This window comes from Pararhodobacter sp. (assembly GCF_036802785.1).
Taxonomy (GTDB): Bacteria; Pseudomonadota; Alphaproteobacteria; order Rhodobacterales; family Rhodobacteraceae; genus Pararhodobacter.
Window position 1 is genome coordinate 23,811 of record NZ_DAIRVN010000061.1, and the last position, 6,377, is coordinate 30,187.

A 6,377-nucleotide genomic window follows, 5' to 3' on the forward strand; every position below is an offset into this window, starting at 1 on the left:
TGAAAGCCGCGCCCGCTCATGCCTGAAACGCCCGCCACCCAGCCCGCAATCCTGACCGTCACGCTGAACCCGGCGCTGGACCTGTCTGCCGACGCGCCGCAGGTGGTGCCCGGGCCAAAGCTGCGCCTCTCTGCCCCGGTATTTGAACCGGGCGGGGGCGGGATCAATGTTGCGCGGGCAATTGATATACTGGGCGGGCAGGCACGGGTGCTGGCGGCGCTGGGTGGGGTGACGGGCGCGCGGATGGCCGAAATGATCACCGGGGCAGGGCTGGACCTGCTGCCCTTCGCGCTGCCCGGCGAGACACGGCAAAGCCTGTCTGTGACCGACCGGCGCGACGGCCAGCAATACCGCTTCATCCTGCCCGGCCCGCAATGGGCGGCAGCGCTGAGCGATGATCTGCTGGCCCGGATCGCCGCTGCCGCTGCACCGGGCGGCTGGGTGGTGCTGAGCGGCAGCCAGCCGCCCGGCGTGGCCGATGATTTCGCCCTTCAGCTTGCCGCGCGCCTGACGGACAGCGGGGCACGGCTGGTCGTCGATACCTCCGGCAGCGCGCTGCAGCATCTGGTTGCGGGCGGCCACAGCCCGGCGCCGTGGTGCCTGCGCATGGATCAGGCCGAGGCCGAAGAGGCTGCGGGCCGCGCGCTTCCCACCCCCGCCGACAGTCTGGATTTCGCCGGGGAACTGGTGGCGCGCGGGGTCGCGCAGGTGGTGGTGCTGGCGCGGGGCGCCGATGGCTCGGTGCTGGCGGGCGCGCGGCAGCGGCTGCATTGCCGCCCGCCCGAAGTGCCGGTGCAAAGCAAGACCGGCGCAGGCGACAGCTTTACCGGCGCGCTTGTCCTGGCGCTGGCGCAGGGCGATGATATCGCCGGGGCGCTGCGCCGGGCCACGGCGGCGGCGGCTGCGGCGGTGATGACCGGCGCCAGCGCCCTGTGCCGCCGGGACGATGCCGAGCGGCTGGTGCAAGGCTGCGTCATCACCCGCCCCTGATCCGCCGCTTGACAGCGCGTCGCGCCCCCGCCAAGGCTTTCCGTCATGCCTGATTTCCGCCCGGTCGTTCACATTCTTGGTCTGCTGCTCGTCGTGCTGGGGCTGACGATGCTGGTTCCGGCCATTGTCGATCTGACGATGGGTGAGGAAAGCTGGCGCATCTTCCTGTCTTCGGCCTTTGTCACATCGCTTTCCGGCTTCGGTCTGGCGCTGGCCACGGCCAACAGCCTTGGCACCTCGCTGACGCTGCGCCAGTCGTTCCTTCTGACCACGCTGACATGGGTTGTCCTGCCCGCTTTTGGCGCGCTGCCGCTCTATCTGGGCGAGGTGAGCTTTGACCTGACCGACGCCATGTTTGAATCGATGTCCGGCATGACGACCACGGGCACCACGGTCATGGTGGGGCTGGATGAGAAAGAGGCGGGCATTCTGCTGTGGCGCTCGATCCTGCAATGGCTGGGCGGGCTGGGGATTGTGATTGTGGCGCTGGTGTTCCTGCCGGTGATGAAGGTGGGCGGGATGCAGCATTTCCGCTCCGAAGGGTTCGATACGATGGGCAAGGTTCTGCCCCGCGCGGCGGATATCTCGCTGATGCTGATCCAGGTTTATGTCGGTCTGACCGTGGTCGCGGCGATTGCCTTCGTGCTGTCCGGCATGGGGCCGTTCGATGCGATCAACCATGCGCTGACCACCATCGCCACCGGCGGCTATTCAACGCGCGATGCCTCGTTTTCCGAATTCCCGGCAGCGGCGCAATACGCCTGCACCGCGCTGATGTGGCTGTCGGGGTTGCCCTTCATCCGCTATGTGCAGCTTGTCAACGGATCGGTGACGCCGCTGATGCGCGATGTGCAGGCGCGCGCCTATCTGCGCTGGACGCTGTATGCGATCGCCATGATTGCCGCCTATCGGTTCTGGCAGGGCGAGGTCGCTGTGGAGCGGGTGCTGCGCGAAAGCGCGTTCAACACCGTTTCGCTGTTTTCGGGCACCGGGTTCGGCACTGCCGATGTGTCATCCTGGGGTGGGTTTCCCCTGCTGGTGGTGATTGTGGTGGGGTTCATCGGCGCCTGCACGGCCTCCACCGGCTGCTCGATCAAGGTATTCCGCTTTCTGGTGCTGTTCGAGGCGATCAAGTCGCAGTTGCGCCAGCTCGTCCATCCCAACCGCGTGGCGCTGGTGCATATCGACGGGCGGCGCGTGGATAGTGAGGTGATTTCGTCGGTCATCGTGATGTTCACGGCCTTTGTGCTGGGCTTCGGGGTGCTGACGATCCTTCTGTCGCTGAACGGGCTGGAGATGCGCGCGGCGATCACCGCTTCGTGGACGGCGATCTGCAATATCGGGCCGGTTTATGGCCATGGCGTGGGCGAAAGCGGCGCGGTGGATCAGTTTTCGGACACGGTGAAATGGCTGATGATGGCGGGCATGTTGCTGGGGCGCCTTGAGATGGTGGCGGTTCTGGTGCTGCTGCTGCCACGGTTCTGGCGCGCCTGAGCATTGCGCAGCTTCCGGGTCGCGCCGGGGCCGGGTTGCGGGGCAGGGTGGGGGCCTCACAACCAGCCGAGGTTTCATGCGCCCTGTCTTCATCCCCCTGTCCGACGCCACCGCCGCCCATTACCGCCGGGGCGGCCTTGATGCCAATGGCCTGCCGCCTGAGCGGCGGATATCCGACGGCAGCACCATTCCCTGCCGCCACAGCCTGCGGCTGGTGCCCCGGGGCGAGCCCTATCTGATCGTCGCGCACCGGCCTTTTGACGGGCTGAACCCCTATACTGAGACGGGGCCGATCTTTGTCTCCGCCACCGAAGGGGCCGGGTCAGAGCACGGGCCGGTGCCGGGGCCGGAGCTGCCCGCTTTCCTGACCTCACCGCAGTATATCGTGCGCGGCTCCAGCGCTGACGAGCGGATCATCTATGGCACGGGGGCCGTGGTGGCGACGGGCGCGATCATCGAGGCCTGCGCCGGGCTGCTGGCGCGTGCGGATGTGGCCTTTGTGCATATCCGCTCGGCCAGCAACAACTGCTTTCATGTGCGGGCAGAGCGGGGCTGAAACGCAGGCGCGCGCCCTTTGACGGGGCGCGCGCTTGTTGCTAAGGCTCAGTTTCCCGGTTTCAGTTCCAGCAGGATACCAGAACCGTCAGATCCGCCGATACCCGGGTCAGAATTTCGGCAGGCATCGAGGCATTCTCGCGGCTCAGGGTGCCGCGCAGACCGGCCTCATCCAGCGCATTCATGATGGCGCCGCCGGAGACGGCGAAATGGATGTCATCGGGCAACACGCGGTTGTTCTGCTCCATGCGGGGCAGCAGCATGCCCATGACCGCGCCATTGCCGTCAAAGACCGGGCCGCCGGAATCCCCCGGCTGCACGCTGACCGACAGACGGCGCAGCGCGGCCTCACCGTTCAGGCCCTGCATCTCGGACAGGCGCCCGAAGGTCAGGATGGGGCGGCTGAGCGTATCCTGATAGGAAAAGCCCGAGACGCGGATATCGGTATCCACCCGCGGCTCAAGCGCTGCGAACTGCGCATAGGCCAGCGGCACCAGCGGGTCACGCGGGGCCAGAACGGCGATGCCGTTCTCGCTGTCCACCACGCGGACATCGGCCATATAGGCCTCGTCAATCGTTACCCGGCCACAGCCCTCAACGGCTTCGGCGGTGGTGACGACCGTGCCCACCGCATCGACAAAGAAGCCCGAGCGCGAGCGCACGGGGCGCCGGACCTCAAGCCCTGCCAGCAGATCGCTGCGCGACACGCTGGAGGCCGAGGCGCCCGCATTACCACCCAGCACACCCGCGACAGGGCGGAAGGATGCCTCGAGCGTTTCCAGAACGCCCTGAGCATCGTCATCGGCGCGGGCCTCCCACAGCAGGACATAGCCCTTGATCGCGCCGCCTTGCAGGCTTGCGGTGGCGTGGGCGCGCGTGTTCGCGGACTGGCCGGTGATCAGAAAGCTGTTGTTGCGCCGCTCGCGCGTGCCTTCAAGCGGGATCACCTCCAGCGTCTGCATGATCTCATAAAGACCGAAAAGCGTGGATTGCGTGCCCTCCTGACTGATCAGAAGCAGGCGGATGCCGCTGTTGTTGACCTCGTCGAAATGCACGAACGGGCTTTCATAGCGGTCAAAGGCTACCATGCCCTGCGGCAGCGTCACCTCGACCCCGGCGCGGTCATCGCGCACGGGGGCGAAGCTGTAGCGCGCCAGCGCCTCGTCATAGCCGCCCAGAAGCGCCATGCGCTGGCGGGTGGTCAGAAAGCCTGTGGGCTCATGGCCCTGCGCCGCCTGCCATTCGCCGATCGCATTGCGCGTGCCGGGGCCGAAAGCGGCGTCGATGGCCTGAGTGTAATGGCCGAACCATTGCAGCGCGGTCTGAATCTCGGCGCGCTCATCGCGGGTCAGCCGGTTGTCATTGGCGCGGGCCTCGGCCAGCGTTTCTTCCGGCAGTTCCTGAACGACGGGTTCGGGCGCGGCGGCTGTTTCGGGTGCGGGTTCCGGGGTAGGTTCCGGTGCAGGCTCGGCCGTCGCCTCAGGCGCGGGATCAGCCGCCGGTCCGGGCCGCGACGGTGTCACGGTCAGCGGCGCGGTCTGCGCCATGCCGCCCGCGGGCCAGAACTGCTGGCCGTAGATGCGCGCGTCGGTGACATAGGCGTCAGGGCGGATCACCCGGCGGACCAGCAATTGCTGGCGCACGGACTCAGCCTCTTCCGGGGTTTCGAAAGGCCCGACAGCCAGCGCATACCACCCGCCCGAAAGCCGGAACCCGGCCACGCCGCCGATATCAGCCTCATAGCGGGCGGCGAAATCCTCGGCGGTGCGCAGAGTTGCATGGGCCTCAATCTGCACCCAATGGGTGACCTGCGCAAAAAGGGCCGCAGGAAAAAGAAAAAGAAACATCACGGCGGAAAAAAACACGCTTGCTGGTCGATTGTTCACGGCTATCCCATGCGTTGTGGCTGGATTTCTCGATTCTGGCGCCCGAGGGTAACAGGCTTGTTGCCTGAATATAGATAAAAACTGGGATAGTAGAGGGCTGCTTCCCCGGTATGTGCGTTTTTTACACAACTCCTGCCCCTGAGTGACAGAGCGCGCGGCGTTGACCATGGCGTGGCGCTTGCCTATTGAGGCCGAAGACCCCGCGACACCGCCCCGGAACGCGACACCGCCACGAAAAACCAGAGGCAGCGCATGAGCCACGGCACCGACAAACCCCGCAGCTTTCAGGAGATCATCCTGCGGCTTCAGGCCTACTGGGCCGCAAAAGGCTGCGCCGTGCTGCAACCCTATGACATGGAGGTGGGCGCGGGCACCTTTCACCCCGCCACCACCCTGCGCGCGCTGGGAATGCGCCCCTGGGCGGCGGCCTATGTGCAGCCGTCGCGCCGGCCCACCGACGGGCGCTACGGCGAAAACCCCAACCGAATGCAGCATTACTACCAGTTTCAGGTGATCATCAAACCCTCGCCGCCTGACCTGCAGGCGCTGTATCTGGGATCGCTGCGCGCCATCGGCGTGGATGACAGCCTCCACGATATCCGCTTTGTCGAGGATGACTGGGAAAGCCCCACCTTGGGCGCCTGGGGGCTGGGCTGGGAAGTATGGTGCGACGGGATGGAAGTGTCGCAGTTCACCTATTTCCAACAGGTCGGCGGGCATGACTGCAAGCCGGTCTCGGGCGAGTTGACCTATGGGCTGGAGCGGCTGGCGATGTATGTGCTGGGTGTGGACCATGTGATGGACATGCCCTTCAACGACCCTTCCGCGCCCATCCCGCTCACCTATGGCGATATCTTCCGCCAGACCGAGCAGGAATATTCGCGCTGGAATTTCGATCAGGCCGATACCGGCCTGCTGTTCGAGCATTTCAAGGATGCCGAGGCCGAATGCGAGCGTATCCTCGCCGCCCCCGAAACCGACAGCGCGGGGCGGCGCATTGTCATGGCGCATCCGGCCTATGACCAATGCATCAAGGCCAGCCACCTGTTCAACCTGCTGGACGCGCGCGGCGTGATTTCGGTGACCGAGCGGCAGGCCTATATCGGCCGGGTCCGGGCGCTGGCGAAGAAATGCGCCGATGCCTTTGTGACGACAGAGGCGGGTTCGGATGCGGCGGCGGGCATCGCATGAAGGGCCGCATCGCCGCGCTGGCGCTGGTGCTTGCCGGGCTGACCGGCGGTATCGGCATGTATTACCTTCAGGTTTATGCCTTTTATGACCGGCTGGCGCCGCAGACCAGCCTGATGGCTGAATTGCCGGACGGCGCCACCCGCCTGACCATCGCCGGTTTCGAGGGGATTGATGCCGACAGCTCGCCCCTGCGCTACCGGGCCTGCTTTCAGGTGCCCGATGCGCCCGCCACGCTGATCCCCCATCCCGCCCCCCAGCCCC

General features: G+C 66.1%; 6 protein-coding genes. 5 read left to right on the top strand and 1 reads right to left on the bottom strand.

Going from position 1 to position 6,377, the window contains the following annotated elements; translation table 11 throughout:
• Positions 1 to 18: 18 nt before the first annotated feature.
• From V7Q53_RS17510 to V7Q53_RS17520, 3 genes are all read left to right on the top strand, one after another.
• Positions 19 to 990: a 1-phosphofructokinase family hexose kinase gene (locus tag V7Q53_RS17510; RefSeq protein WP_333830015.1), complete on the top strand. Its 972-nt coding sequence runs from the start codon at positions 19 to 21 to the stop codon at positions 988 to 990.
• A 45-nt stretch (positions 991 to 1,035) separates the two neighbouring features.
• Complete coding sequence (locus V7Q53_RS17515) at positions 1,036 to 2,484, top strand: TrkH family potassium uptake protein (RefSeq protein ID WP_333830016.1); 1,449 nt, start codon at positions 1,036 to 1,038, stop codon at positions 2,482 to 2,484.
• 76 nt (positions 2,485 to 2,560) lie between these two features.
• Complete coding sequence (locus V7Q53_RS17520) at positions 2,561 to 3,040, top strand: DUF1203 domain-containing protein (RefSeq protein WP_333830017.1); 480 nt, start codon at positions 2,561 to 2,563, stop codon at positions 3,038 to 3,040.
• Between the two features lie 61 nt (positions 3,041 to 3,101).
• On the opposite strand, the gene V7Q53_RS17525 is transcribed toward V7Q53_RS17520, so the two are convergent.
• Positions 3,102 to 4,886 carry a trypsin-like peptidase domain-containing protein gene (locus V7Q53_RS17525; RefSeq protein ID WP_333830018.1) on the bottom strand — a complete coding sequence of 595 codons (1,785 nt, stop codon included), beginning with the start codon at positions 4,884 to 4,886 and terminating at the stop codon, positions 3,102 to 3,104.
• Positions 4,887 to 5,177: 291 nt separating this feature from the next.
• Between V7Q53_RS17525 and V7Q53_RS17530 the strand changes: the two genes are divergently transcribed.
• Both V7Q53_RS17530 and V7Q53_RS17535 read left to right on the top strand, forming a co-directional pair.
• A complete protein-coding gene (locus V7Q53_RS17530; protein ID WP_333830019.1) occupies positions 5,178 to 6,116 on the top strand; it encodes a glycine--tRNA ligase subunit alpha in 939 nt (312 codons plus the stop codon).
• Positions 6,113 to 6,377: DUF6446 family protein (locus V7Q53_RS17535; protein WP_333830020.1), on the top strand; the 265-nt coding region annotated here is incomplete at its 3' end. The genes V7Q53_RS17530 and V7Q53_RS17535, both read left to right, overlap by 4 nt.